Annotated in this window: 20 protein-coding genes; 8 read left to right on the forward strand and 12 right to left on the reverse strand. The window is 68.5% G+C overall.

Annotation, left to right across the window (positions count from 1 at the left end):
- Positions 1-129: 129 nt before the first annotated feature.
- From ACIQCM_RS05595 to ACIQCM_RS05615, 5 genes are all read right to left on the reverse strand, one after another.
- The gene (locus ACIQCM_RS05595) at positions 130-1,470 is read right to left on the reverse strand and encodes a GAF domain-containing protein (protein ID WP_400604590.1); all 1,341 of its coding nucleotides are present in this window, start codon (positions 1,468-1,470) and stop codon (positions 130-132) included.
- 160 nt (positions 1,471-1,630) lie between these two features.
- Positions 1,631-2,884: a glycosyltransferase gene (locus ACIQCM_RS05600; protein WP_400604592.1), complete on the reverse strand. Its 1,254-nt coding sequence runs from the start codon at positions 2,882-2,884 to the stop codon at positions 1,631-1,633.
- On the reverse strand, positions 2,884-3,495 hold the full coding sequence (locus ACIQCM_RS05605; protein ID WP_400604594.1) for a TetR/AcrR family transcriptional regulator: 612 nt from the start codon (positions 3,493-3,495) through the stop codon (positions 2,884-2,886). The genes ACIQCM_RS05600 and ACIQCM_RS05605 overlap by 1 nt, the downstream gene beginning before the upstream one ends.
- A gap of 46 nt (positions 3,496-3,541) precedes the next feature.
- Positions 3,542-4,984: an FAD-dependent oxidoreductase gene (locus ACIQCM_RS05610; protein WP_400604595.1), complete on the reverse strand. Its 1,443-nt coding sequence runs from the start codon at positions 4,982-4,984 to the stop codon at positions 3,542-3,544.
- Positions 4,985-5,053: 69 nt separating this feature from the next.
- Positions 5,054-6,049, reverse strand: a complete 996-nt coding sequence (locus ACIQCM_RS05615) for a DNA topoisomerase IB (RefSeq protein WP_400604597.1) — start codon at positions 6,047-6,049, stop codon at positions 5,054-5,056.
- A 105-nt stretch (positions 6,050-6,154) separates the two neighbouring features.
- Between ACIQCM_RS05615 and rarD the strand changes: the two genes are divergently transcribed.
- Positions 6,155-7,198, forward strand: coding sequence for an EamA family transporter RarD (gene rarD / locus ACIQCM_RS05620; RefSeq protein ID WP_400604599.1), 1,044 nt, complete (start codon positions 6,155-6,157; stop codon positions 7,196-7,198).
- Here the strand turns inward: rarD and gabT are convergent.
- Positions 7,182-8,552: a 4-aminobutyrate--2-oxoglutarate transaminase gene (gabT, locus tag ACIQCM_RS05625; RefSeq protein WP_400604601.1), complete on the reverse strand. Its 1,371-nt coding sequence runs from the start codon at positions 8,550-8,552 to the stop codon at positions 7,182-7,184. The two genes, rarD and gabT, sit on opposite strands and share 17 nt — an antisense overlap.
- Positions 8,553-8,564: 12 nt before the next feature.
- Positions 8,565-9,995, reverse strand: coding sequence for an aminobutyraldehyde dehydrogenase (locus tag ACIQCM_RS05630; protein ID WP_400604602.1), 1,431 nt, complete (start codon positions 9,993-9,995; stop codon positions 8,565-8,567).
- Between the two features lie 170 nt (positions 9,996-10,165).
- On the opposite strand from ACIQCM_RS05630, the gene ACIQCM_RS05635 reads away from it, so the two are divergent.
- Positions 10,166-11,653, forward strand: a complete 1,488-nt coding sequence (locus ACIQCM_RS05635) for a PucR family transcriptional regulator (protein ID WP_400604603.1) — start codon at positions 10,166-10,168, stop codon at positions 11,651-11,653.
- Between the two features lie 7 nt (positions 11,654-11,660).
- Here ACIQCM_RS05635 and ACIQCM_RS05640 read toward each other — a convergent pair whose 3' ends face one another.
- Positions 11,661-13,238, reverse strand: coding sequence for a CHAD domain-containing protein (locus ACIQCM_RS05640; RefSeq protein ID WP_400604605.1), 1,578 nt, complete (start codon positions 13,236-13,238; stop codon positions 11,661-11,663).
- 113 nt (positions 13,239-13,351) lie between these two features.
- Between ACIQCM_RS05640 and ACIQCM_RS05645 the strand changes: the two genes are divergently transcribed.
- The 3 genes from ACIQCM_RS05645 (at position 13,352) to ACIQCM_RS05655 (ending at position 16,610) form a co-directional block, all read left to right on the forward strand.
- Positions 13,352-14,605, forward strand: coding sequence for an MFS transporter (locus ACIQCM_RS05645; protein WP_400604606.1), 1,254 nt, complete (start codon positions 13,352-13,354; stop codon positions 14,603-14,605).
- Positions 14,606-14,610: 5 nt separating this feature from the next.
- Positions 14,611-15,291, forward strand: a complete 681-nt coding sequence (locus tag ACIQCM_RS05650; protein ID WP_400604608.1) for a FadR/GntR family transcriptional regulator — start codon at positions 14,611-14,613, stop codon at positions 15,289-15,291.
- 143 nt (positions 15,292-15,434) lie between these two features.
- Positions 15,435-16,610 carry an AI-2E family transporter gene (locus ACIQCM_RS05655; protein ID WP_400604610.1) on the forward strand — a complete coding sequence of 392 codons (1,176 nt, stop codon included), beginning with the start codon at positions 15,435-15,437 and terminating at the stop codon, positions 16,608-16,610.
- 100 nt (positions 16,611-16,710) lie between these two features.
- On the opposite strand, the gene ACIQCM_RS05660 is transcribed toward ACIQCM_RS05655, so the two are convergent.
- Positions 16,711-17,247 carry a hypothetical protein gene (locus ACIQCM_RS05660; RefSeq protein WP_400604612.1) on the reverse strand — a complete coding sequence of 179 codons (537 nt, stop codon included), beginning with the start codon at positions 17,245-17,247 and terminating at the stop codon, positions 16,711-16,713.
- Positions 17,248-17,385: 138 nt separating this feature from the next.
- Here ACIQCM_RS05660 and ACIQCM_RS05665 point away from each other — a divergent pair, with 138 nt between their 5' ends.
- From ACIQCM_RS05665 to ACIQCM_RS05675, 3 genes are all read left to right on the forward strand, one after another.
- Positions 17,386-17,676 carry a hypothetical protein gene (locus tag ACIQCM_RS05665; RefSeq protein ID WP_400604614.1) on the forward strand — a complete coding sequence of 97 codons (291 nt, stop codon included), beginning with the start codon at positions 17,386-17,388 and terminating at the stop codon, positions 17,674-17,676.
- 4 nt (positions 17,677-17,680) lie between these two features.
- Entirely contained in the window at positions 17,681-18,508 is an 828-nt protein-coding gene (locus ACIQCM_RS05670; RefSeq protein ID WP_400604616.1) for a DUF1206 domain-containing protein, read from the forward strand.
- A 795-nt stretch (positions 18,509-19,303) separates the two neighbouring features.
- Complete coding sequence (locus tag ACIQCM_RS05675; RefSeq protein WP_400604617.1) at positions 19,304-19,744, forward strand: SRPBCC domain-containing protein; 441 nt, start codon at positions 19,304-19,306, stop codon at positions 19,742-19,744.
- Between the two features lie 12 nt (positions 19,745-19,756).
- On the opposite strand, the gene ACIQCM_RS05680 is transcribed toward ACIQCM_RS05675, so the two are convergent.
- The 3 genes from ACIQCM_RS05680 to ACIQCM_RS05690 all read right to left on the reverse strand — a co-directional run bounded on the left by ACIQCM_RS05680 (position 19,757) and on the right by ACIQCM_RS05690 (position 23,599).
- Positions 19,757-21,223 carry an FAD-dependent oxidoreductase gene (locus tag ACIQCM_RS05680; protein ID WP_400604619.1) on the reverse strand — a complete coding sequence of 489 codons (1,467 nt, stop codon included), beginning with the start codon at positions 21,221-21,223 and terminating at the stop codon, positions 19,757-19,759.
- Positions 21,224-21,309: 86 nt separating this feature from the next.
- The gene (cobA, locus tag ACIQCM_RS05685; protein WP_400604621.1) at positions 21,310-22,572 is read right to left on the reverse strand and encodes a uroporphyrinogen-III C-methyltransferase; all 1,263 of its coding nucleotides are present in this window, start codon (positions 22,570-22,572) and stop codon (positions 21,310-21,312) included.
- A gap of 82 nt (positions 22,573-22,654) precedes the next feature.
- Positions 22,655-23,599, reverse strand: a complete 945-nt coding sequence (locus ACIQCM_RS05690; protein WP_400604623.1) for a PLP-dependent cysteine synthase family protein — start codon at positions 23,597-23,599, stop codon at positions 22,655-22,657.
- Positions 23,600-23,672 lie beyond the last annotated feature (73 nt).

The raw sequence follows: 23,672 nt of genomic DNA on the forward strand, positions 1-23,672 counted from the left end.
GCTCCTTTGCTGTGCAGTGGGGGCGGCCGGACACTGCCGCTGCCGTTGGCGTCAGCGTAGGAGAACAAAGGTTGCAGCAAGGTTGCAACGGTGGGATCCAGGTCACACCGGGCGACGGCGGCTGGCCCGTTAGGCGCGCAGCTCGGCTTCCAGCCGCTCGAGGTCCGCGACGACGGCGGCCCGGCGGGGTGAGCGCGGCGGCAGGAGCTTCAGGGCGGCCAGCCGGACACCGGCGTCGTTCCTTGCCTCCGGCAGCTCCGCGTACTTGAGGAGCGACTCGGCGCTGCCGTCGGTGAGGACGGCTTCGCGGAGCAGCCCGGACACCTTCTCCCGCAGCTCCACGATTCCGGGCGCTTCAGACCTGGGCAGCACCGCCCCGCGGTAGATCTCGAGCGCGATCCGGTGCGCCCCGCGCTGCAGGCAGTTGAGGACCTGGCCGCTGTCCGGCACCAGGTCCACGGCCAGCCGGTAGGGCCTTGATCCGGGAACGGCCGCGGGACTGAGTTGCTGCAGGACTTTGCGGAGCCGGACCATTTCGGCCCGCAGCGTCATGGTGGAGCCGTCCCCCGGGTATAGCAGGAGGCTGAGTTCCCCGGCGCTCAGCCCGTCCGGGCGGGCACTGAGCAGGGCCAGGATCTCGCTGTGCCGCGCCGACAGCACCACGGTTTTGCCTTCAATGCTCAGCAGCGCCTGGTCCCGGCCCAGCAGCTGCAGGCTGTTGCGGTAGAGGCTTCCTTCTTTGGCATCGGCACCGGGACGGGCAGCGGAAGCCGCCTGCCGCCGTCGTACGGGTTTGCGGGCCAGTTCAGCGGCCAGCTCAAGCCGCTCTACGCGCAGCTGCGCCTGGGCGGCCGCCACCGTGGCCTCCACCAGCGACAACGTATGGGGCGCCACAGCGCTGTCCGTTCCCGTGATATCCACAACGCCCAGGACGGCGCCCGAGTCCGGGTCGTGAAACGGGACGGCGGTGCAGCTCCACGCGTGCACGGAACGCTGGTAGTGCTCGGCGCCGGAAATCTGGATACCGCGGCCCAGTGCCAGGGCGGTTCCGGGAGCGCTGGTTCCGACGGTGGCCTCGGACCAGTCGGCGCCGGGGACGAACATCATGCCTTCGGCACGGCGCTGCATGGCCGGGTCGCCTTCCACCCAGAGCAGGCGGCCCACTTCGTCCCCCACCGCCACCAGCAGCCCGCTGTCATGGCTGGGCTGGACCAGGAGCCTGTGAATGACGGGCATGATGCTGGCCAGCGGATGCTGCCGGCGGTATTGCTCGAGTTCGGCCAGGTCCAGGGCGAGCGGGGCTCCAGGGCTGTCCGGATCCGCCCTGAACCCGGCCGACCGCTGCCACGATTCCCGGATCAGCGTCCTGATCCCGGGCAGTTCTTCGGCGCCCGGGAACGCCTGCCCGCGAGTGAGTTGCTCATGGCCGGCCAGGGCGCTGTGCTGCTGGCGCGTGATCAGGTTCGTCATCGAACTCCCGGGGTGCAGGCACGGCGACGCTGCGCCGGCCCGGCAATTGTAACCCGCGCCACACCGAAGCAAGACCGGACGCGATTGCGTCGTTTTTGGCGCCGGAAGCTCCGGTTGTCCGCGGAATGGCGCGGTTGCGACTGCGTAAGGGATCCAAAAGTTACGCACTTCGGGCGGGACTGAGCAGCTCCTCAAGTGCGTCGGCACCGGCGCGGGCACCTCCGGCTGCTTCGAAGCCCGCAGCCACCCGCCGGGCACCCTCAGTCTTCGTGAGAGCCGCCCGGACTGCGGTGCGCAGCTTCTCCGGGGTGAGGTTTTTGCGCTTGAGCCGCACTCCGGCGTCGGCCGCTACTACCCTCGCCGCCACCTCGTGCTGGTCCCGGCCGTACGGAACCACAACCACTGGCACCCCCTTGGCCAGCGCCTTCTGGGTGGCGCCCATCCCGCCGTGGGTGACGGCGACGGCGGCATGATCCAGCACCGGCCCGTGGGACAGGAAGCGCTCAAGCCGGGCGTTGGGCGGCACTTCGCGCGGCCAACGCGCTTCCGCCACACCAGCCGGAAGCGTGGCGACGACGGTGAACGGCTCGTGCGCCAGAGCCGCCAGGGACATCCGCACCAGGTCCTCGTCGGCTTGGTACTCGGAAGAAGTGGTCACCAGGACGGCGGGATTCGGCAGGGCATCCAGCCAGGCGGGAGGCTCTGCCGGCGGTTCCCAACCCAGCGCCCCGATCATCCGCACGTCCGGACCCCAATCCGGGTGCGGATACTCGAACGGTTCAGCAGTGGTCACCAGCAGCAGCGGGGCGGTTCGGAAGAAGTCATCGACGCCTCGGACCGGCCGAAGCACGCCACCGGAGAGGTCAGCGCGCATGCGGTTGATGCCCGGTAACATGATTTTTTCGACGGCGCCGGTCACCAGCGGCCGCACCAGGGCATCCCGGATCCGGCCCAAAGGGCCAGGCATGGGATCGAGTCCGGGACCGAACGGCGGGGTTCCGCCGGACCGCAGCGGCGGGGTGTAGGGACTGAAGGCGGCCCACGGAATTCCACTGCCCTCGGCCACGGTACGTGCACCCCAGGCGTTGATGTCCACCAGCAGCAGGTCGGGGCGGGTCCCGGCGATCGCGTTGCGAAGGTCTGGTCCGTCCAGGCGGGCGCGGGCGATGAAGGTGTCGGTGCTCAGGGCGAGGTTGGCCTTGATGGACGTCGCGGTATAGTCGCGGTGCACCACGTCCAGGAGCCGGGCATCTATGGGCGCTGCGTCCAGGCCCCCGCGGCGCAGTTCCGGCACGTGCGCCGGCAGGGTGCGGACATGGACATCGTGACCGCGCGCTTTCAGTTCCAGCAGCAGCGGAACCATCGGGAAGAGATGCCCGATGGCGGGTGACGTGTAGGCAAGAACGGTGGACATCAGTGCCTCCGGATGAAGGGCCCCAGCATTTCGAGCAGTGAGGTGGCCACCTGGTCGCGGCTGAGCCCAGCGTCGAGGCGGAGCAGCTTCCAGGTGTAGACGTCGCAGAGGGCGACGAACTGGGCAAGGCGGCGGTGGCGCGCCGCCTTGTCCGCAAACAGGCTCTCTGACAGGTAGGGCTCGAAGACCCGCTCGCACCACTGCCAGTGGAATTGGCGGCCGGCGGCCGTAATCTCGGCCATGACCGGGGATGTGCCCTCCTCCGCCAGCATCTTCAGCGCCAGCGCGCCCGTGGTTTCATAGTGCTCCAGCAGGTTCCCGACGGCGGCCCGGACGTCGCCGGGCCGCGCTGCGTTGCGCTGGCCGGCCACCCTCGCCGCGGCGGCGTCCGCGGTGGCGTGGATGAGTCCCATCCGGTCGCCGAAGCGGCGGATGACGGTCTGGACGGTGACTCCGGCCCGGGCGGCCACGGCATTCAAGGTGACGTCCGCGAGCGGGCCTTCGAGGAACAGGTCCTCGGTGGCCTGGAGGATCCGGCGGCCGGTTTCCGCAGCGGCTGCCGCCCGCTTGGGGGAATCGTAGGGCCGGGTGTGCGTCCCGTCCATATTCATGTTAACTATGTTAACTTGAATTGCGGTCTATGGGTAGAGGGTTGGCTTAGGGGCGGGAGATGCGGATCATTTCCTCCCGCGGGACCACCTTGATGCGTTCGCGGACCACGGGTTCGGCACCGTCGGCCGCGCGGTCCGCAGTCCAGGCCGCACCCAGTGCTGCTTCGTGGGCGTCGAGCCTGTTCCAGCCCTCCCACGTCGTGTACTTGATGCCGCGTTCCTCAAGCAGGTCGATGATGGCCTGCGGGTCCGGATTGCTGGCCGGCGGCAGCGTCAGCCGGTCCTCCAGCAGGAAGCCGATGGTCTCCAGCGCATCGCCCTTGGTATGGCCGATCAGGCCCACCGGACCGCGCTTGATCCATCCGGTGGTGTAGATCCCCGGAACGGGGTTGCCCTCGGCGTCCAGGACACGGCCGCCCTCGTTGGGGATGACCCCGCGCCTGGCGTCGTACTCCAGCTCGTCGAGCGCGGAGCCGTGGTATCCGATGGCCCGGTAAACGGCCTGGACCGGGTACTCGACGTACTCTCCCGTGCCCTTCGCGTTACCGGTGCCGTCCAGCTGCATGCGCTCGAACTTGATGCCGCCCACCTTGCCCGTGCCGCCGTCGGGCAGGATTTCCACCGGACTGTGCAGGAAGTGCAGGTGCAGGCGGCGCGAGGACGGGTTCTCCGACTCGGCGTGCTCCTCCACCAGCCAGTTGGTGAGCGTGTTCACCATGGTCTTGGTCTGGTTATTGCTCCGGATGGCCTCGTCGGAGGCTTCGTCGAACTCGAAATCCTCCGGGTACAGCACGATGTCCACGTCGTTCATGTGGCTCAGTTCGCGCAGCTCCAGGGGCGTGAACTTCACCTGGGCAGGGCCGCGGCGGCCGAACACGTGCACGTCCGTGACCGGCGAGGACTTCAGCCCCTGGTAGACGTTGTCCGGGATCTCGGTGCTGAGCAGTTCCTCCGGGTGCTTGACCAGCATGCGGGCCACGTCCAGCGCCACGTTGCCGTTCCCGATGACCGCAATTTCGCGCGCCTCCAGCGGCCACTCGCGGGGAACGTCCGGGTGTCCGTCATACCAGGAAACAAAGTCGGCTCCGCCGAAGCTCCCGGCCAGCTCGATGCCCGGAATGTTCAGGTCCGCGTCCTTGATGGCGCCGGTGGAGAAGATCACGGCGTCATAGAAGGCGCGGAAGTCGTGCAGCGTCAGGTCGCGGCCGTAGGTCACGTTGCCAAGGAAACGGATATCGCCCCGGTCCAGCACCTTGTGCAGCGCGTTGACGATTCCCTTGATACGCGGATGGTCCGGGGCCACGCCGTAGCGGATCAGCCCGTACGGTGCGGGATAGGCCTCGAACAGGTCGATGCTGACCTCGAAATCGCCGTCCTTCACGCCTGCGGATTTGGTGAGGATGTCCGCAGCATAGACCCCGGCCGGTCCGGCGCCCACGATGGCGACGCGGAGGGGACGGGTGGAGGCGGTTTCGCTGTGGTTGGACACCGGGAGCCCTTCTAACGATGAGGATGCGCCGGACCTTGGCGCACCGGCTTCCATTCTAGATTGAGACGCTTATGAGGCCCGCAGCGGGACCACGCTGCCTTCCCGGTACAGCAGGGCCCGCAGTTCGGCCTCGCCGGAGTCGGCGCGGCGGGGGTCAATGGTTTCGCCGTCGTTGTAGTGGTCCACCACCCTGGGGTCCACATAGCTTTTCCGCGCGATCGACGGCGTGTTCCCCAGCACCGCCGCGGCCTCCTGCATCGCCTGGCTGACCGCGCGCTTGCGCTGCGCGACCGTTCGGCGGACGCCGGTCCGCGCCAGGCTCACCGCGGCCGCTACCGTCCCGCGCAGGGTCCGGAAGTCCTTGGCGGTGAAGTCGGAGCCGGTCCGCTCCTTGACGTAGGCGTTGATCTCCGCACTGGTGACCGGCCGCCACTGCCGGCCCTCCTTGTACGCGAGGAGCCGGGCGTTGGGCCCCCGGCGCTTGAGCGACCGCACCAGGGCGGCAAGGTCGGCGTCGTCAATCTCCGACTCCCAAAACTTGCCGCTCTTCGCCGGGAACCGCAGCATGACACGGTCCTTGCGCACCCGGGCGTGCGCGCACAGCAGGGTGGCCAGGCCGCGGCTGCCGTTCTCGTTGGTGTACCGCTCGGAACCCACCCGCAGGGAGCCGCTGTCCAGCATCCGGAACGCCCCGGCCAGGACGCGCTCCCGGGAGAAACCTTCGCTGCGCAGGTCCATGGTCACCTTCCGGCGCGCGGCAGGCAACGACTCCGCGAGCTGGAGGGACCGGTCGAACTTGGCCCGGTCCTTCCGCTCCCGCCATTCCGGGTGGTAGATGTACTGGCGGCGCCCCACCGCGTCCAGCCCCGTGGCCTGGATGTGCCCGTTGTCGAACGGGGAAATCCACACGTCCGTCCAGGCCGGCGGAATGCCGATGCTTTCGAGCCTGTCGCGGACGGGTCCTGGCGGCAGGGTGGAGCCGTCCAGGTCGCGGTAGCTGAACCCCGTCCCGGCTGCCACCCGGCGGTATCCGCGCCCGTTGGCGTTGCTGCGCCGGAGCCTCATGGCGCGGGCGGGAGCGGGGCTGCGTGTGTCATGAAAGCAAGCCTACTGATCAGTGGGGGTTTCGCCCGCATGGCGTGCTGGAATACCGGCCCTGGTGGTGATGTTATGGGTTGCGTGCCTACACCCGATGGAGTAACTCCAGCCAGCGCCGCTGCCACTGCGGCGGCCCCACGCTCTGCGGCCCCCCAGGCGCCCGGCGCCACGCCGCCAGGCCCCAAGGCCGTGGACAAGGAGACGACGGCGGGAATTCTCTTCGGCGTCGGCGCTTACGGGCTGTGGGGGCTGCTGCCGCTGTACTTCTTCGCACTGATGCCGGCAGGCGCCGTCGAAATCGTGGCCAACCGGGTGGTGTGGTCGCTGGTGTTCTGCGCCCTGCTGATTACCGCCACCCGGGCGTGGCCGGCGCTTGCCGCGGCCTTCCGCGACCGGAAGTTGTTCGGTTCCCTGGCCCTGGCTGCTGCATTGATCGCCGCCAACTGGCTCACCTACACCTACGGCGTCACCACCGGCCAGGCCGTCGAAGCGGCGCTGGGCTACTTCATCAACCCGCTGGTATCCGTGCTGCTGGGCGTGTTCGTGCTCAAGGAAAGGCTGCGCCCGCTGCAGTGGGCCGCCGTCGGGACCGGTTTCGTGGCGGTGGGCGTGCTCACCTACTCCTACGGAAAGCTCCCATGGATTGCCCTGACGCTGGCGGTGACCTTCGGCCTGTACGGCTTCGTGAAGAAGCGCGTGGGTCCCAGGGTGGACGCGGTGACCAGCCTCAGCGTGGAAACCATGGTGCTGGCGCCGTTCGCGGCGGCCACCATGGCAGTCCTCGCCATGAACGGAACGGCCACCCTGACCACGCAGGGCACCGGGCACTTCTGGCTGTTAGTGGCCTCCGGCGTGATCACGGCGGTCCCGCTGCTGTTCTTCGGCGCGGCTGCCCGCCGGCTGCCCATGACCACCATCGGGCTGCTGCAGTACATGGCGCCGCTGCTGCAGTTCGTGGTGGCCCTGCTGGTCTTCCGCGAAGCCATGCCGCCGGAGCGCTGGATCGGCTTCGGCGTGGTGTGGCTGGCGTTGCTCCTGCTCACGCTGGACATGCTGCGCGCCGCCCGGAAGAACTCGGCGGCGCGCAGGGCAGCGGCTGTTACGCGTGGGCCTTGATGGCAGCTGCCAGGACGTCCAGCCCGTCGTTGAGCAGTTCGTCGGTGATGACCAGCGGCGGGAGCAGGCGGATCACGTTGCCGTAGGTGCCGCAGGTGAGGATGATGACACCCTCCTTGAGGCAGGCTGCGGCCACGGCCTTGGTCAGCTCCGGGTTGGGTTCCTTCGAGCCCGCCTGCACCAGCTCGATGGCCAGCATGGCACCGCGGCCGCGGACATCGCCGATGACGCCGGTTCCGGCCCCGGCCAGTTCCGCCTGCAGTTCGCGGAGGCGGCCGGTGGCCAGGGCTTCGATGTGGCGGGCGCGCCCGGCAAGGTCGTACTCCTCCATGGTGCCGATTGACGCCAGCGCCGCGGCGCACGCCACCGGGTTGCCGCCGTAGGTGCCGCCCAGGCCTCCGGGGTGGACTGCATCCAGCAGCTCTGCGCGGCCGGTTATGGCTGAGAGCGGCATGCCGCCGGCGATGCCCTTGGCCAGGGTCATGATGTCCGGGACAACACCTTCGTGGTTCACGGCAAACCATTCGCCGGTGCGGCAGAACCCGGACTGGACCTCGTCGGCGATGAAAACGATGCCCTTCTCCTTGGCCCACGCAGCCAGCGCCGGGAGGAAGCCTTCGGCCGGGACGATGAAGCCGCCCTCACCCTGGATGGGTTCGATGATGATTGCGGCCACGGACTCACCGCCAATTTGCTTCTCGATCATGGTGATGGCCCGCTGCGCGGCCTCGGCACCCGTGATCGCGGGGTTTTCCTCGCGGTACGGGTAGCTCATGGGCATCCGGTAGACCTCGGGAGCGAACGGGCCGAAGTTGGTCTTGTACGGCATGGCCTTCGCGGTGAGGGCCATGGTCAGGTTGGTGCGGCCGTGGTAGGCGTGGTCGAAAGCGACGACGGCGTCCCGCCCGGTGGCCAGGCGGGCCACCTTGACGGCGTTCTCCACAGCTTCGGCACCTGAATTGAAGAGGACAGTGCGCTTCTCGTGGTCGCCGGGGGTGAGGCGGTTCAGCTGCTCGGCCACGGCGACGTAGCCTTCGTAGGGGGTCACCATGAAGCAGGTGTGGGTGAAGTGCTCCACGGCTTCCTTGACGGCGCCCACGACAGCGGGATCCGACGCGCCCACGCTGGTGACCGCGATGCCCGAGCCGAGGTCGATGAAGGAGTTGCCGTCCACGTCATGGATGATGCCGCCGTCGGCATCCGCCACGTAGACGGGAACGCCGGACGCGACGCCGGCGGCGACTACGGCTTTGCGCCGTTCTGCCAGTGCCACGGACTTGGGACCCGGGAAGTCGGCGTGCACGCGGCGCTTCTGCTCCAGGCGGAAGGTGATGTCTGATGCGGTGGTGGTCATCGGGTTACTTTCTTAAGAATCGAGGGCGGACATGACGTGCTTGATGCGCGTGTAGTCCTCCACGCCGTACATGGAGAGGTCTTTGCCGTAGCCGGACTGCTTGAATCCGCCGTGGGGCATTTCGGCGGTGAGCAGGATGTGGGTGTTGATCCACACGGCGCCGAAGTCCAGGTCACGGCTCAGGCGCATGGCCGTTCCGTGGTTGGTGGTCCAGACGCTGGAGGCCAGTGCGTAGTCAACGTCGTTGGCCAGCTCCACGGCTTCTTCCTCGGTGCTGAACTTCTGGACTGTGATCACCGGCCCGAAGGTTTCGTGCTGGACCACGTCGTCCGTCTGGCGGGCACCGGTGATGATGGTGGGCTCGAAGAAGTAGCCCTTCTCCCCCGCCTGGTGGCCGCCGATTTCGATCCGGCAATTCTCCGGCAGGTTGGCCACCACGGAGCGGACGGCATTGAAGTGGTTGACGTTGTTCAGCGGACCGAAGTAGTTTTCCGAGTCATCCTGCGAGCCAGTGCGCAGGGTCCTGGTGTGCTCCACCATGGCTGCCACGACGTCGTCATGCACTGATTCCTCCACCAGCACCCTGGTGATGGCCGTGCAGTCCTGGCCGGCGTTGAAGAACGCGAACTCGGCGATGGCGGCGGCGCTTTTCTTGATGTCCGCGTCCTTGAAAACGATGGCCGGCGCCTTGCCCCCCAGCTCCAGGTGGGCCCGCTTGAGGCCCTTCGCGGCGCCTGAGGCCACGGCGATGCCGGCGCGGACCGAACCGGTGATGGACACCAGGCCGGGCACCTTGTGCTCCACCATCAGTGAGCCGGTCCGGCCCGTTCCCAGGACAACGTTCAGCACGCCGGCAGGGAAGATCTCCCCGGCGAGGCGGGCCAGGACCAGGGTTGACTCGGGAGTGGTGTCGGAGGGCTTGAGGACCACCGTGTTGCCGGCCGCAAGTGCGGGGCCGATCTTCCAGATGGCCATCAGGAACGGGTAGTTCCACGGCGCCACCTGGGCCACCACGCCGATGGGTTCGCGGCGGACATAGGACGTGTGTCCCTGGAAGTACTCCCCGGCGGACTTGCCTTCCAGGATGCGTGCGGCGCCGGCGAAGAACCGGAGCTGGTCCGCGCCGGCGGCCACTTCCTCGGACGCGATCAGCGAACGGACCTGGCCGGTGTTGCGGTGCTGGGCTTCCACGAGTTCGTCACTGTTGGCCTCGATGGCGTCCGCGAGCTTGAGCAGCATGAGCTGACGCTGTCCCGGCGTGACGTGCTTCCAGGACTTGAAGGCGTCCTTGGCGGCAGCCATCGCTGCATCGACGTCTGCCTCCACCGAAACCGGCGAGTGGGCCACCACTTCACCGTTGGTGGGGTTCACGATGTCCAGCAGCTCAGTGCCTGCCGGCGTCACGAATTCGCCGTTGATGAAGTTCTGCAAGGTTTGGACCACGGTGTACAACCTCTTTCTTTGTGGCTACCGGCAGCCGCGCGGGTGGGCGGGAGCTGATGGCTGGATCTGCCTTGAGCCTATGCCAGCACCCCGTGGCAGGGAATAGCCACCTGCACACCGTTGCCCGCCATCTTTAGTGCGGTTGACCAGCACCCGACTATCCTTGGTCCATGGCTATTTCCCTTGCCGCCCTGCTGGGTGTCGGTTCCCTGAAACTGTCCAAGGCGGGGCTGGCCGAAACCACCTGGCACCAGGACATCAACTGGGTGGCGGTGACCGAACTGGAGGACCCGCAGCGGTTCCTGAACGGCGGCGAACTGGTGCTCACAACGGGCCTGCGGCTCCGCTCCGCCCCCGACCAGCGCCGCTTCGTCCGCCAGGTGCAGCGCGCCGGCGCCGTAGGCATCGGGTTCGGCGTGGGGCTCTCGCACGAATCAGTGCCCCCGGCGCTGCTGGCCGAGGCCAACCGGTGGGGCCTGCCGGTGGTCGAGGTTCCGTACGAGACCCCGTTCATCGCCATCGGCAAGCTGGTGGCGGACGCCCAGTCCGCGGACCACTACGCCAAGCTGGAGCGCCTGATCGCCGGGCACCAGGTGCTGGCCCGCGCGCTCCTGACCGGGGGCGGGCTTGGTGAACTGCTGAAGCAGCTGGGCAGCATGCTGCGCACGGGCATCGCGCTGACCCAGTTCACCGCCGAGCTCTACAACAGCACCGGCGAAACGCCGTCCACCGGGACCTGGTCCTCCTATCCCGTGCCCACCGGCCGCCGTGACGCGTGCACCCTGTGGGTCCGGCAGCCGTTCGAGGACACCGGAATCATCGGCTACGCCCAGAACCTGATCAGCGTGGAGCTGAACAACATGGTCCAGCAGCGGCAGGCCCAGCGCGCCCTGTGCGGGCAGGTGCTGGACGACGTCATCAACGGCGCCCTGGAAACCAGCGAAGCCCAGCGCCGCCTCGCCGGCGTTGGCATCAACAGCACCCGCAAGAATGTGGTGCTTCTGGCCGTGTCCGCGGCCCACCACAAGGCTTTGGCGAGCACCTCGGTGCCGCGCGAACTCGGGGAGGCGGTGGCCGCCGTCGTCAACAAGGACCTGGTACTGGTGATCAATGACGACGGCGGGTCGGCACCCTCGCTGGCGCGCCGGCTCAGCGACCACCTCGCCGAGGCGGGGATCCACGCGACGATCGGGATCGGCGGCGCCTACACGAAGCCCAACGGCCTGCGCTGGAGCTACTACGAAGCCCGGGACGCCGCCAGCCACGGCCTCCCGGTCAACGAACCGGAACGGCTGAGCCTGACCTCCCTGCTGTTGGCCAGCGAGGACGTGCCGCTGGCGGACATGGCGCGGGAATCGCTCACGCCGCTGCGGAACTTTGATGCCACCCACGGTTCCGAGCTGATGGCCACGCTGGAAAGCTACCTGAACAACAACGGCTCGGTGGCCGCCGTGGCGGAGGAGCTGACGCTGCACCGGAACACCGTCCGCTACCGCCTGGCACAGATCACCGAGCTCACCGGATACGACCCCTCCGTCACCGCGGACCGCGTCCAGCTTTGGCTGGCCCTGGCCGTTGCCCGGCTCGCCTCCCGCCCCGGCAACTCCGCCGCGACCGCACCAACGCGCGGTCACATCCCGCTCAACAAACGGCCCTGAGGCGGTGTTATGTGACCCCGCGCTGCAGGAGGCGGCGCGATTTTTTCCGGGCCTTCCGGTATTTCTTCTCCGCCGCGGCCATCAGTTCGATCTCCCTCGCGTGCAGGGCGGCATAGGGACCGTCGCTGCCCATCCGTGCCACGAGGTCACGGGCGATGACGGCGTCATGGAAATCGCCCAGGACCTTCTGCTGCCGGTGCGCGGCCTTGGCCACCTTTCGGGCCCTGCGCCGCACTGGTTCCGCCGACTCCGCCACGTGCCGCAGCCGCTTCGCATCCTTGCGCACCCGGTGCAGCGCCTGCTCGTAGTCGCCCTCTCCCAGGGTTCCGGAGGCCTTCTTCTGCGCTCGGCGCAGGCGTTTCGCGGCCTTCGCCACAGCCCGGGCGGACACCTTTCGGCCGCTCCGGATCCCCTTCGAGGCGGCCCCCATCCGCAGCGGCGGAGCATCCCGGAAATCCTCGAGCGCGGCAAGCAGGCGGAAGTAGCGCCCTGATTCCAGCGCGAGCAGCAGGCGGCGGTATCCGGCGTCGTACTGCTCTGCGCCGTGGCGGCCCAGCCGCTCCCGGGCCGCGGCCGAGTCCTTCCCCGGCGGCAGTTCCGCGGCGTGCCCGTCAAGCCGTTCCCGGAGGACCTCTGCATCGCGCGGGCCGCCCAGCATGCCGCCCAGCCACTTGAGTTCACCCGCGAGCCGGCGCAGGGGCGCCCTCGCGTACAACTTCCGGTACGCGGCCAGCGCCGAGCGGAGCCGCCGCACCGCCGACCTCATGTTGTGCACGGCTTCGGGTTCCTCCAGCCGGACGGCAGGGTCATTGGCCAGCAGCTCGTCCAGGTGAGTTGCAAAGTAAAGGCCGACGACGGCCGCGGCCGGCGCTTCCTTCCCCGCCGCGAGTTCCGGGGCGCTTTGTCCGTTAATGCTTTCGGCGCGGCCCGGGCCGGTTTCCGCAAGCACTTCGAGCGCCCTGGCAAGTTTTGACGCGTGCCGGGCGGGGGTGGCGCCGGCGGCTGCCAGCAGTTCGGCCGCCGGGCCCAACAGCTCCGGTCCGCCATGCACCAGTTCGAATTCCCACTCACGCCACCGGTACGCTCCGGCTCCGGCGGGCAGGAGGCTGGCGGAGACCCTGTCGTCGGCCAGGTCCGCCAAGTGTGTGCCGTCCGGGCCGTAAAGGGCGTGCGTGGTCCGTTCCGTTTCCAGCCGAACCGTGGGGGCGAGGTCAGCCCCCCGCAGGTACACGTGCAGGTGTGCCAGCAACGGGTCAGGCACGACGTCGGGCCTGCCCAGGGGCGCGTGCAGTTCCCGGCGACGCCGGATCTCCGGTGCTCCCGGTTCCGCACCTCCGCCAACCCCTTCCGGTTTTTCGGGCGCAAGCTTCAGGTGCCAGCCCTCGTCCGCCCCGCCCGTGCGCCGCCGCAGGCTGATCCCACGGCCGGCCAACGTACGTCCCGGAGTGTCGAAATACACCGCGGTGAGTCTGTCCACCCGTGGGGGCGCAACGCGCCCAGCCCCGGGCAGATCCGCGAGGCGGGGCACCCGGGCCTCGGGGCCGGCGTCGTACTTCAGCTCCACTTCCATGCCCTGGACGTTCATCTGCTGTCCTCCCGCGTGGTGTGTTTTCCGCAGTCTATTTCGCCCGCCGCCCCACCGGGAGAGATTCCCCACAAAACCCTAGACGTCAAACGTCTAACGTTTATCCTTGAACGATGCCCACACCGCCTTCGCATTCCGTGCTTCCGGCCGCCCCCGCGCCCGCCGCCCCCAACGCTCCGGCAGAGGCGCGCAAGGCGCGTTCGGCCGTCGCCTTCGGGGTCATTGCGCTGGTACTCATCGGACTGAACCTGCGTGCCGGGATTACCGGGGCGTCCGCGCTCCTGCACGACCTGCAGGCGGTCCTCGGCTACGGGACGCTGGTGGCTGCGGTCATCCCATCCATCCCCACGCTGTGCTTTTCGCTCGCGGGGGCGGGGACGTCATGGCTGACAGGCAGGCTGGGCGTGGAGAACGCCATCCTGGTCTCACTGGCCATGCTGGCCGGCGGGCTGTTGCTGCGCGGGATCCCCGCCACCGGCATGCTGGTGGCAGGCAGCGTGGCGGGCATGTCCGGGCTGGCCGTCTGCAATGTGGCCATGCCGTCCTTCATCCGCGAACATTTTGCGCACCGCACGTCCCTGATGACCGCCCTCTACACGGTGACGATGACCACCGGAGCCACGGTGGCCTCCGTCGCGGTGGTTCCGCTGGCGCAGGCGCTGGGCTCGCCGTCGGCCGCCGTGGGCGCCATCGGAATCACCGCCGTCGCAGCGTTCCTCGGCTTCCTTCCCGTAGCCCTGCACGCGCACCGCAACAGCACGCGCACCACCGCCGCGCCCATCTCGCCGTGGCCGCTCCTGCGCACCCGGAAGGGCATCCTGCTGACCGCGATTTTTACGCTCCAGTCACTGCTGGCTTACGCACTGATGAGCTGGTTCCCGTACATGCTCACCACCATGGGGAGAAGCGCAGCGGACAGCGGATTGCTGTTCGGACTGATGCAGCTGGTGTCCGTCCCGGCGGGCATGGTGCTGATCGCCATCGGGTCGCGGCCGCGCATGCTCCGCCCCGCGTTCTACCTTGCCAGCGGGACCATGACAGTTGGAGTCGCGCTGCTGCTGTTCCTGCCTGCGGGCCTTGCCATGGTCCCGGCCATCCTGCTCGGCTTCGGCCTGGGGATCTTCCCGCTGGTGATGGTGATGATCAGCCGAAGTGGCGCCAGTACCGCCGAAACCACCGCGCTCTCCACGCTGGCGCAGTCCACCGGTTACCTGCTGGCCACCGCCGGACCGTTCGGGATGGGACTGCTGCACAGCTCCACCGGAAGCTGGACATTGCCGCTCGCCCTGCTGCTGGCGCTGTCCCTGGTGCAGATCGTCGTCTCGCACCAGGTCACCGGCCGTGCGATGACCGGAGCCAGGAAGTAGCAGCCATGGAACTCAGCCCCTCGCACCGCCAGCCCCTGGCTGAGGAAGTAACCGCCAAACTCCGCGCCATGGTCCAGTCCGGCGAATGGCCCCTGGACCGGCGCATTCCCTCCGAACCCGAGCTCATGGCGGGCTTGGGCATCTCCCGCGGCACGCTCCGGGAGGCCGTCAAAGCTTTGGCGCACACCGGCATGCTGGAGGTCCGGCGCGGGGACGGCACCTACGTCCGGGCCACCAGCGAGATTTCCGGGGCGGCCCGGCGGCTTTACCAGGACCATGCCGGGCAGCACGTCCTCGAGGTGCGCCTGGGGCTTGATACCCAGGCCGCGCGCCTGGCAGCACGCCATGCCACGGACGACGACGTCACGGCCCTGCGCAGTCTCCTCGCCGCCCGGGACCAGGCCTGGCAGGGGGGCAACTATGCGGCCTGGGCGGAGGCCGACTGGCGGTTCCACGAACGTGTGGCCCTGGCGTCGGCCAATCCGCTGCTGCACGAGCTGTACGCCAGTTTCGGGGCAGCCTTCCACGAGGACCTGCTCGCCCAGCACCGCCGGCCCGGTTTCGACGGGCTGCCGCACGAGGGGCACGGGGCGCTGCTTGCGGCCATCGAGCGCCGCGACGAGGAAGCCGCAGTGGCCACGGTCAGCCGGAACCTGAACTCCTGCGCGGAGTGGCTGGCAGAATAACCCCACCTGCGGGCGGGCCGGGCGGGCGGGCGCCGTGTCGGATTCTGCCGCTCCGGGAACGCTCAGTAGGCTTACTGTCAGACGAGGTAGTCACGCCTGCCGTCCAGCCGGCCCGCAGGCGCCACCAACCACGAGGAGTTCCCATGGCGCCCTTTTCACGCCTTGCCGCCCGCAGGGCCTGCACCGAGACCCCGCCGGCGGCGGCCGTCCACCCGGCACCGAAGTCCGGAGCGGCCGCACTCTGGGCCGACGGGCTGGGCAGGGTTGGCACCCGCGCTGCGCAGGTGCTGCTGATCCTGCTGTTGGTATCCGTCTCCGTCTATGCGCTAATGCAGATCAAACTGCTGGTCATCCCCGTCCTGATCGCGCTGATCCTGGCTGCCGCCATCGGCCCGTTTGTTAACATGCTCCGCCGGCGCGGCATCCCGGGCGGGCTGGCCACCGGCATTGCGTTCGTGGCCCTGCTGGCCCTGCTGGCCGGCGTCGGTGCCATCATCTACCTCTCCGTGCGGAACCAGTGGGCCGAATTGGCCCAGCAGGCCTCAACCGGCCTGGACGAGTTGGAGAATTTCCTCCTCAACGGCCCGGTCCCCCTGGACCAGGGCCAGCTCCAGGAGGCACGCCAGGGGATCATCGACTTCATCACCAGCAGCCAGGCCCGCTCCAGGGCCATCACGGGGCTATCGCTGGTCACTGAATTCATTGCCGGCACCGGCCTCATGGTGGTCATCCTGTTCTTCTTCCTCAAGGACGGCGCCAAGATCTGGAACTTCCTGCTCCGCCCCTTCAGCGGACGCCGTGAGGCGAAGCTGCGCCGGGTCGGCCGCCGGACCCTGGAGGTCCTGGGCGGCTACGTCCGGGGCACCGCCATCGTGGCGCTCGTGGACACCGTGGCCATTGGCACCGCGCTGCTGATCCTGCAGGTGCCGCTGGCCTTGCCGCTGGCGGTCATCGTTTTCATTACCGCCTTCATTCCGCTGGTGGGCGCCACCGTTGCGGGCATCCTCGCCGCCCTCGTGGCGCTGGTGGCGAACGGGCCGGTGGTGGCCCTGATCGTGGTGGCTGTCGTCGTCGCGGTGAACCAGCTCGAGGGCGACCTCCTGCAGCCCATCGTCATGGGTAAATCGCTCCAGCTGCACGCCCTGGTCATCCTGATGGCGCTGACTGCCGGGACCATCCTGGCCGGAATCGTCGGTGCGGTTCTGTCCGTACCGCTTGCCGCCGTCGTCTGGGCGATCATCCAGGTGTGGACTGCCGAGGATCCCCATCTCACGGACATGAACCCGGACCTCCCGCCGGCCAACACACAACCGGTTTAGCCCCCCCCTTCCGGGAGGGGACGCACGACGACGGTCCGGCACCCTGGTGCCGGACCGTCGTCGTTCGCGTTGCTTGCGGCCGCCCGTGGCAGCCGGGTGCCTAGCCGCGGAGGCCGGCGAAGACGTTCTTGGGCCGCTGCATCTCGCCGTGCTTGGCGCCGAGCACAACCACTGCCCCCGCAAAGACGGGAATGACCCACTGCAGCATCTTCAGCTGCTGCTGCGCGGACCGGAGTTCGTCGGACGCGCCCGGGCGGGGTTCGGTGGCACCCTCGGAACCCTCGCCGGCAAGCTTCTCCACCTTCTTGCCCAGGAGGCCCGAGTAAAGCGTCACCGCTGCGCCGGCGACCGTGACCGCCGTCTTAATGGCCGTGTCCCGTGCTACGCCGTCCTGCGCGGCGATGCGCCCTTTGTTCTCCCACGCGATCGCCAGGTCCGCCACCAGATGGGAGGCGAAGGCTGCCGTCTGGACCGGCGCCCACTTCATCCATCCGGCACTGGAGAGCCGGGTCCGTTCGGCCGGGTCCTTGGCCTGGGCTGCCGCCCCGTTGAGTCCGATGGCACCCATGAGGGATCCGCCGAACCATGCCGCAGCCGTCAGGTCGTGGACTGACCGGGCAATGAGGTTTCCTGCCATGATGCGTTCCTAACGTTGATCCGGATTCCGGTGCATGTCCGTGCCCCCGGCAGGGGCCACGATGAAGCCATCGTAAGCACACTTACTAATGTTACGAAAGTCCGCATTTTGCCGGTGCAACCACGTAGTATCGTCGCCATGGGAATGACAGGCACCTTGTTCGGCTGGGCCTTCGGGGACCCGGCACGCGAATCCGACAGCTCCTACGTGGACGCACTCCAGCGCGAGGCGCTGGAGAACGCGCGGGAAACAGCCGCGGCCAAGGGGGTGGAGGCGGTGCCTGGCTCCGAGGCGTTCACGGTGCTCAGCGGCAACGACTCCCTGGTGGAACTGGAGAACGCACCGGGCCGGCTGGTGGTCCGCTGCACCATCCACGTCGAAGGACCTGGCGCGGAAAAACTGCGCGCTGAAGGGCCCATGAACGGCTGACGCCATGCGGGAACCGGACTCCACCATCAGCCAGGCCGCGGACGTCCTCGAGGACGCCTCCAACGCCAAAGCCCTGGACTTCCTGGCCCGCGCCGGTTTTGGCGTGATGGCTATCCTGCACCTCATCGTCGGAGCCATCGCCATCGCCATCGCGCTTGGCCAGCCCGGCCAGGCGGAAGCCACCGGCGCCATTGAACAACTGGCGGCCAATGCGTGGGGACCGGCCGTGATGTGGGCGTGCGTGGCTGCGTGCGCAGGGCTCGCGCTCTGGCAGGCCAGCGAGGCCACACTCCGCGCCCGGCACCTTCCGCACAAGGAACGGGCCGGGAAGCTCATCTCTTCCGGGTTCCTGTCGGTCGCCTACGGCAGCGTGGGACTCAGCTTCGCGGGCTTTGCCGTGGGCATGCCCGGGGACTCCGGGGACAGCACGCGCGATTTCAGCGCCACCCTGATGGCCCATCCCCTGGGCCCCTGGGTGCTGGCCGCCCTCGGCCTGACCATCATGGGCGTGGGGGTCTACTTCGTCATCAAGGGCCTGCGGCGCGGCTTCAAGGAAGAGCTGCTGGCGTTCGACGGTACCCGCCGTGGCCGCCTCATCGACACCCTCGGCGTGACCGGCCACGCGGCAAAGGGCGTCGCACTCAACCTTGCCGGGCTGTTGTTCGTGATCGCCGCGGCCAAGCACCGCCCCGAGGAATCCACCGGGCTGGACGGCAGCCTCAAGGCCCTCCGCGAGCACCCGTTCGGCCCGTCTCTGCTGGTGGCCATCGGTGCGGGTTTCATCGCGTACGGCATCTTTGCGCTCATCCGCGCCCGTTTTGGACGCATGTAGGTTGGGGTACGGAGGAACCATGACACAGCAGCGCAGCTCACACGCAGCGCACGACGGCGGCACCCGGGTCCCTTCAGCGCCCGTCACCAGGGCTTTGGGCAAGGTCGTCGCGGCCGGGTTCGGCGGATTAAAGCTTTTGCGGCCGGACCGCCCCATCCATCCGAAAGGCCTGGGCCTTACTGGTGAGCTGGTCCGGAATGGAACCGCGGAAGGAGCCAGCGGACTGGACTGGCTCGATGCGCCCGGCATGGACACGGTGGCTGCACGGTTTTCCCGGTCTGTGGGGCTGCCGCAGTCATTGCCGGACATCCTGGGCCTGGCGTTGAGGGTCACTTCCCCTGGTGCCGGACCGGCGGACATCTTGTTCGCCTCAACAGGCTGGAACGTTCCGGGCCGTTTCCTCCTGCAGCCGCGGCTGGACGTCGAGGCCGCCGCCCTGACCACCCTCATGCCCTACCGGGCCGGCGCGGTCCGGTCCTGCTCGGGCTCCGGACCTTCAGCCTTCCGGCGGGGTCGCCGGCCTCCGGGGAGTGGGTCCTGGGCCTGTACTGGGCGCGGCCCGGTGGCCAGTGGAACCGGTGCGGCGAGCTCAGGCTGCACGTCCCGGACGGGCCTTCGGACACTCCGCTGCGCTTCGACCCACTGGCCCACCGCCCGCCGGGAGCGGCAACCTATGCCTGGACCCGGCTGCTGCGGGAGCCCTCCTACCGGACGGCGCAGCGGGTGCCTCCCGCCGCCGTCGTACGTTCTGTCCTGCCCCAACCTGGCGGCGCTGCCGCAACAGAGAGGAACGCCATGTCCACCGTGTCCCGGCTGTTCAATGCCCCCGCCGCCAACGTCTGGAAAGTGATCGCCGACGGCTGGCTGTACTCCGGCTGGGTGGTGGGTGCTTCGCGGATCCGGGCCGTGGACGATCACTGGCCGCAGGAAGGCTCCAGGCTCCACCATTCCGTCGGCGCCTGGCCGCTGGTGATCAACGACAGCAGCCGGGTCACCGCTGTCGAGCCGGGAAAGAGGCTGGAACTGGTGGCGCGCGGCTGGCCCATGGGCGAGGCCAAGGTGGTGCTGACGATCGAGGACCGGGGCGGCCAGTGCCTGGTGACCATCATGGAGGACGCGATCCGCGGGCCGGGAAAGCGGGTGCCCAAGACGTTCCGCGATCCGGCGATTTCGGTCCGGAACCGCGAAACCCTGCACCGCCTGGAGCTCATGGCTGCAGGCGGTGCAGGGCGGTAAAGCGGTCCGCTGCTAGACCTGGGCGGCAACGCCGTCGCGGGAGATGCTGACCATGTCCTCGCGCGGTACCACCTTGATGCGCTCACGCTTGACCTCGACGCCGTGCGAGCCGCCGGCCTCCGTGGCGGCTGCCCCGAGGGCGAGTTCGTGGGCGTCCAGGGCAAGCCAGCCTTCCCAGCTGGTGAACTTCACGCCGCGGGCGTCCAGGAGGTCCACGACGGCGTCTTCCGCGGGAACGCTGGCAACCGGAAGGTTCCCGCGGTCCTCGAGCAGGTAGGTCACGGTCTCCAGGGCGTCTCCCTTGGTGTGGCCGATCAGACCGACCGGGCCGCGCTTGATCCAGCCGGTGGCGTAGATGCCGGGCACGTGGGTGCCGGACGCGTCCAGGACGCGGCCGCCGTCGTTCGGGATGACGCCCTTCCTGTGGTCAAACTCGATCTCCGGGAGGGCGGAGCCGAAGTAGCCGATGGCGCGATACACGGCCTGGACCGGGTAGTCGATGAACTCGCCGGTGCCGCGGGCGTTGCCGGTGCCGTCCAGTTCGGTGCGCTCGAACTTGATGCCGGCCACCTTGCCCGGTGTTTCGGGGGCGTCGTAGATCTCCACCGGGCTGTGCAGGAAGTGCAGGTGCAGGCGGCGGGAGGCCTTGAGCTCGGAGACGTCTTCGGGCTGCTCGGCGATCCAGTTGGTGAGCGTGCCCACCATGGTCTTGGTCTGGTTGTTGCTCTGGATCTGGCGGTCCGATTCCTCGTCGAACTCGAAGTCCTCCGGGTAGAGGATGATGTCCACGTCCTTGGAGTGGGACAGCTCGCGCAGCTCCAGCGGGGTGAACTTGACCTGGGCCGGGCCGCGGCGGCCGAAGACGTGCACGTCGGTGACGGGCGAGGACTTCAGGCCGGCGTAGACGTTGTCCGGGATCTCGGAGACGAGGAGGTCGTCTGCGTGCTTGGACAGGACGCGTGCAACGTCCAGGGCCACGTTGCCGTTGCCGATCACGGCGATTTCCTTGGCGTCCAGCGGCCACTCGCGGGGCACGTCCGGATGGCCGTCGTACCAGGAGACGAAGTCGGCGCCGCCGAAGGAGCCTTCCAGCTCGATGCCAGGGATGTTCAGGTCCGCGTCCTTGATGGCGCCGGTGGCGAAGATGACGGCGTCGTAGTGCGTGCGGAGGTCCTCGATGGTGAGGTCCGTGCCGTAGTCCACGTTGCCGAAGAAGCGGATGTCGCCGCGGTCCAGCACCTTGTGCAGGGCGTTGACGATGCCCTTGATGCGGGGGTGGTCCGGGGCAACGCCGTAGCGGATCAGGCCGTAGGGTGCCGGGTAGCGGTCAAAGAGATCGATGCTCACGGTCAGCTCGCCGCTCTTGACGGCTTCGCTCTTGGTGAGGATGTCCGCGGCGTAGACGCCGGCCGGGCCGGAGCCCACGACGGCGACGCGCAGCGGACGTTCGGCAGAACCTACGGTGGTGCTTGATGACACGGCTGTGTTCCTTTTCTTCTGCATCGATTGCTGAGTACCTGCCGGTTTGGGCCTCCATAACGGCAGTTGCGGAGCATCGATGGGTTTCAGGGGGTAAGGGCGGTCTTGCGGGGCTTGTTCGGCGTGGTGGTGCCGTAGTCAGCGGTTTTGAAGTGCGGCGGCGCGAACGGGCTCACGCGCACCACGTCCCCGATGACAATGACTGCGGGATTTGCGACGCCGGCGGCCTGGGCCTGGTCGGCGATCGAACCAAGCGTGCCAATCGTCACGCGCTGGTTGGGCAAATAGCCGTTCTCCACAATACCAACCGGGGTGCCGGCAGGCAGGCCCGCTTCGCCCAGCGCGGACGCTGATTCGCGCAGCTGGCCGACACCCATCAGCAGGACGATGGTGTGGTCGGCGCGGGCCGGGACCTCGGAAAGTTCCTCATGGCCGGTGACCACGCTGAAGCCCTTGGCCAGGCCGCGGTGGGTCACCGGGATGCCGGCGGCGGCGGGAACGGAGATCGCGGACGTGACGCCGGAGACCACCTCAACCTCGACGCCGTGCTGGCGGCAGTACTCAGCCTCCTCGCCGCCGCGACCCAGGACGTAGGGATCGCCGCCCTTGAGCCGGACCACGCGGTGCCCCTGCAGGGCCTCGTCCACGAGGATCCGGTTGATTTCGGCCTGCGGCACCGGGTGGTGGCCGGGCGTCTTGCCGACCTCGATGACGCGAACGTCGGGGGCGAGTTCGTTGAGGAGTTCGCGGGGGCCGAGCCGGTCGGCAACCACGACGTCGGCCTGGCCTAGGAGACGGCGGCCGCGGACGGTGATGAGGCCGGTGTCGCCGGGGCCGCCACCCACGAGCGCCACGCTCCCCTGGTGGGCGCGGCGGCGGCGTAGCGGCAGGTCTCCGGATTCCAGGGCGGTCGCCACGGCATCACGTACGGCCATGGCCCGGCGCGGGTCTCCCCCGGCGTTGACGGCGATCTTGATGTCATCCACTTCGGCGACGGCGGGAGTCCAGGCAGCAGAGGCTTCGTGGTCTGAGGCGTTGACGCACCAGACGCGCTGCGCCTCGGCGTCGGCCGATACCAGGGCGTCCACGGCGGAATCGCCGGTTGCCGTCTGCACGAACCAGACGCCGTCGACGTCGGTCGAAACGTACGGGCGCGCGGTCCAGGTGAGCAGGCCGGCGTCGGCCATGTCCCGGAGCGCGGGTGAGGCAACGGGAGCCACCACGGTGACCACGGCGCCGGCGTCGAGCAGGCCCTTGGCGCGGCGTGCTGCCACCGGTCCCCCGCCCACCACCAGCACAGGGCGGCCCAGCAGCCGCAGCGCCGTGGGGTAAATGTCCTGAATTGCCATAGATCTACGGTAGGGCCGCGTCACAAACGCCCACAAAGGCGGAGCAACACCAGTTCACGGAAGGTAATCCTGCGTCACACAATCAGTGCCCGTACAGGCCGGTGCTGAGGTAGCGGAAGCCCGAATCGACCATGACGGTGACCACGGTGGCGTTCGGCCCCAGCTCTTTTGCGATGCGCAGGGCCGCCACGACGTTCCCGCCGGATGAGGTGCCGGCGAAGACACCTTCCTCGCGGGCAAGCCGCCGGCTCATTGCCATGGCTTCCTCGGAGGGGACACGTTCAATCCCGTCGACTTCAGCCGGCTCCCACAGGGGCGGGATAAAGCCGATGCCGGTACCCTCGATCCGGTGGGACCCGGTCGGACCGCCGGACAGCACGGCCGACTCGGCGGGTTCCGCCGCGATGATGCGGACCGCCGGGACGTGTGCCCGCAGGCCGCGCGCCGTCCCGTGGATCGAGTGGGCGGTGCCCACGAACTGTACAAAAGCGTCAACACGGCCGTAGGACTGCTGCCAGATCTCTTCGCCCAGGGCCAGGTAGCCCGTGATGGCGTCATGGTTGTTGAGCTGGTCGCAGGCCCAGTGGCCTGGCTGCCGGCTTAACTCACCCGCGCGGGCGATCATGGCCTTGATCAGTTGTTCCGTAATTTTTCCATGGTCGCTGGGAACATCCTCCACAGTGGCCCCGAGCGCTTCCATGGTCCGCCGCTTTTCATCGCTGAACGCGTCGGAGAAAACCACATGGAGCTTGTAACCCTTGGCCGCGCAGACCAGCGCCAGTGAGATGCCGGTGGTCCCGGCCGTGTATTCGACGACGGTGTCTCCGGGGCTGATTTCACCCCGCGCTTCGGCCGCGCTGATCGCGGCGGCCGCCATGCGGTCCTTCATGCTCCCGGTAGGGTTCGCAAACTCCAGCTTGGCAAGCACCCGGGCAGAGCCGGGCGGCACAACTTTCCGCAGTTCAATGAGGGGGGTTGATCCTATCCCCGCCAACACGCCTTCATCCGTTCCGACCGCATGTTCCATGTGTCCGCCTCACGCTCAGCGCCAGCCCGGACTCGCAAGAGTTGCCGGTACGGTTCAAGCTATACCCGGCCGG

The sequence above is a fragment of the Pseudarthrobacter sp. NPDC092439 genome (assembly GCF_044754945.1).
Taxonomy (GTDB): Bacteria; Actinomycetota; Actinomycetes; order Actinomycetales; family Micrococcaceae; genus Arthrobacter.

Coding starts and splice junctions, on each gene's coding strand:
- ACIQCM_RS05595 (WP_400604590.1), bottom strand. CDS start 1,470: ATGACGAACCTGATCACGCGCCAGCAGCACAGCGCCCTGGCCGGCCAT.
- ACIQCM_RS05600 (WP_400604592.1), bottom strand. CDS start 2,884: ATGTCCACCGTTCTTGCCTACACGTCACCCGCCATCGGGCATCTCTTC.
- ACIQCM_RS05605 (WP_400604594.1), bottom strand. CDS start 3,495: ATGAATATGGACGGGACGCACACCCGGCCCTACGATTCCCCCAAGCGG.
- ACIQCM_RS05615 (WP_400604597.1), bottom strand. CDS start 6,049: ATGAGGCTCCGGCGCAGCAACGCCAACGGGCGCGGATACCGCCGGGTG.
- rarD (WP_400604599.1), top strand. CDS start 6,155: ATGGGTTGCGTGCCTACACCCGATGGAGTAACTCCAGCCAGCGCCGCT.
- gabT (WP_400604601.1), bottom strand. CDS start 8,552: ATGACCACCACCGCATCAGACATCACCTTCCGCCTGGAGCAGAAGCGC.
- ACIQCM_RS05635 (WP_400604603.1), top strand. CDS start 10,166: ATGGCTATTTCCCTTGCCGCCCTGCTGGGTGTCGGTTCCCTGAAACTG.
- ACIQCM_RS05640 (WP_400604605.1), bottom strand. CDS start 13,238: ATGAACGTCCAGGGCATGGAAGTGGAGCTGAAGTACGACGCCGGCCCC.
- ACIQCM_RS05645 (WP_400604606.1), top strand. CDS start 13,352: ATGCCCACACCGCCTTCGCATTCCGTGCTTCCGGCCGCCCCCGCGCCC.
- ACIQCM_RS05650 (WP_400604608.1), top strand. CDS start 14,611: ATGGAACTCAGCCCCTCGCACCGCCAGCCCCTGGCTGAGGAAGTAACC.
- ACIQCM_RS05655 (WP_400604610.1), top strand. CDS start 15,435: ATGGCGCCCTTTTCACGCCTTGCCGCCCGCAGGGCCTGCACCGAGACC.
- ACIQCM_RS05660 (WP_400604612.1), bottom strand. CDS start 17,247: ATGGCAGGAAACCTCATTGCCCGGTCAGTCCACGACCTGACGGCTGCG.
- ACIQCM_RS05665 (WP_400604614.1), top strand. CDS start 17,386: ATGGGAATGACAGGCACCTTGTTCGGCTGGGCCTTCGGGGACCCGGCA.
- ACIQCM_RS05670 (WP_400604616.1), top strand. CDS start 17,681: ATGCGGGAACCGGACTCCACCATCAGCCAGGCCGCGGACGTCCTCGAG.
- ACIQCM_RS05675 (WP_400604617.1), top strand. CDS start 19,304: ATGTCCACCGTGTCCCGGCTGTTCAATGCCCCCGCCGCCAACGTCTGG.
- cobA (WP_400604621.1), bottom strand. CDS start 22,572: ATGGCAATTCAGGACATTTACCCCACGGCGCTGCGGCTGCTGGGCCGC.
- ACIQCM_RS05690 (WP_400604623.1), bottom strand. CDS start 23,599: ATGGAACATGCGGTCGGAACGGATGAAGGCGTGTTGGCGGGGATAGGA.